1 protein-coding gene is annotated in these 1743 nt (G+C 67.8%); it reads left to right on the forward strand.

The window, feature by feature from the left end; genetic code table 11:
* The first annotated feature begins 112 nt into the window (after positions 1-112).
* Positions 113-1729 carry an IS4 family transposase gene (locus ACZ3IC_RS34160; RefSeq protein ID WP_467422621.1) on the forward strand — a complete coding sequence of 539 codons (1617 nt, stop codon included), beginning with the start codon at positions 113-115 and terminating at the stop codon, positions 1727-1729.
* The last annotated feature ends 14 nt before the right edge of the window (positions 1730-1743 follow it).

Here is a 1743-nt window from a genome sequence, read left to right on the forward strand (position 1 = left end):
CCAATGCCACGAAGTTAAGCGCTCGCCGTGAATGTCAAAGGCGGGTGAGATGAGGAGGGGCCTCTGCTATCCAGGGGATCGACCAAGATCTTCCTGAGAAAGCAGAGACCCAGTGGCCCAGTCTGTCACGGGCGGAACCAAGGTGTTCGCGCCTGGTCATATCGGCGAGTTAACCCAGGTCATCCCACCCGAGTTGGTGGACGCGGTGCTGGACGAGACCGGGGCGCATGAACGACGACTTCGGAGCCTCCCCTCTCGCGTCGGGGTGTACCTTGTCCTCGCGCTCGGGCTGTTCGAGCATCTGGGCACCGGACTGGTGTGGGGCAAACTCGTGGCCGGACTGGCCGCCAGAGTGCCGCAGCCCTCGGAGAAGGCCCTTCGTGATCTGCGTCGACGAGTCGGCGTGGCCCCGCTCAAGCAGCTGTTCGACGTACTTGCCGGCCCGCTGGCCCAGCCCTCCACGCCCGGAGTGCGCTACCGCCGCTGGCGCACGGTCGCCTTCGACGGCTGTGGGAGCCTGAACGTCCCCGACCACGAGCGCAACCGATCATGGCTCGGCCGCACCGAGCGTCGCCACGGCCCGACCGGTTACCCCCGGCTGATGCTCATGACCCTGTGCGAAACCGGCACCCGCGGCCTGATCGCCGCCGTCTTCGGCCCGGCCTCGAAAGGCGAGACCGACTACGCCCACGATCTGGCCGGCCACCTGACCTCGGACATGCTCCTGCTGGCGGACCGCGCCTTCGACAGCAATGAACTGCTCGCGGACATCGCAGCCCAGGGGGCCCAGTTCCTGATCCGTGCCACCAGCACCCGACGACCGCCCGTGCTGGCGATGCTGCCAGACGGCTCCTACCTCACCCGGCTCAAAGGCCTCCGTCTGCGGGTGATCGAGGCCGAGATCCGGGCCCGCACCGCCGACGGCGGCGACTTCGGCGGAACCTACCGCCTGCTCACCACGCTCAGCGACCACCGCACCGATCCCGCCGACCACCTGGTTCGTCTCTACCACGAGCGCTGGGAGATCGAGGTCGCCTACCTGGCACTACGTCACACCCTGCTCAAAGGCCGAGTCCTACGCTCGAAGGACCCGGTGGGCCTGAACCAGGAGATGTGGGGACTACTCACCCTCTACCAGGCCCTGCGCTCGGTCATGGTGACCGCGGTAGAGACAATGCCCGGCTGCGATCCCGACCGGGCCGGCTTCACCATCGCCCTGGAGGCCGCCCGTGACACGGTCGTCAGCCTCGCCGGGACGACCGCGGCCTCAGGGCCGGACAGTCAGCCCGACCTGGTAGGACACATCGGCGCCCGCGTCCTGCACGCACTGCTTCCCGGGCGCCGGATGCGACTGTCCACCCGCATCGTCAAGTGCGGAACCTCCCGCTACAACATCTGGAACCGCGACGGGCGTCCACGCGACAGCACCCCGATCACCGGCATCGAGATCACCGTCCACCCACCCGCCCTGCCCAGCGCGCAGGACCCGAGCAGGGCCCTCTCCGGCCGCTGGGGCCAGGTCTGCCAGATCCTGGCTGCGAACTCCAACCAAGCCATGCACACCCGGGATATCGCCCGGCGTCTCGGACTCCCCACCTCTGGACGCCCCCTCAGCAGTCTCACTGCGCAACTGTGCTACTGGGCCCGCAACGACCGACTCGTCCGCACCGCTCCGAGCACCTACAAGATCACCCTCCCCGACATCTTGACGCCACCGCCGAATCCTTAACTTCGTGGCATTGG

Source organism: Streptomyces sp. NPDC002958 (assembly GCF_055563255.1).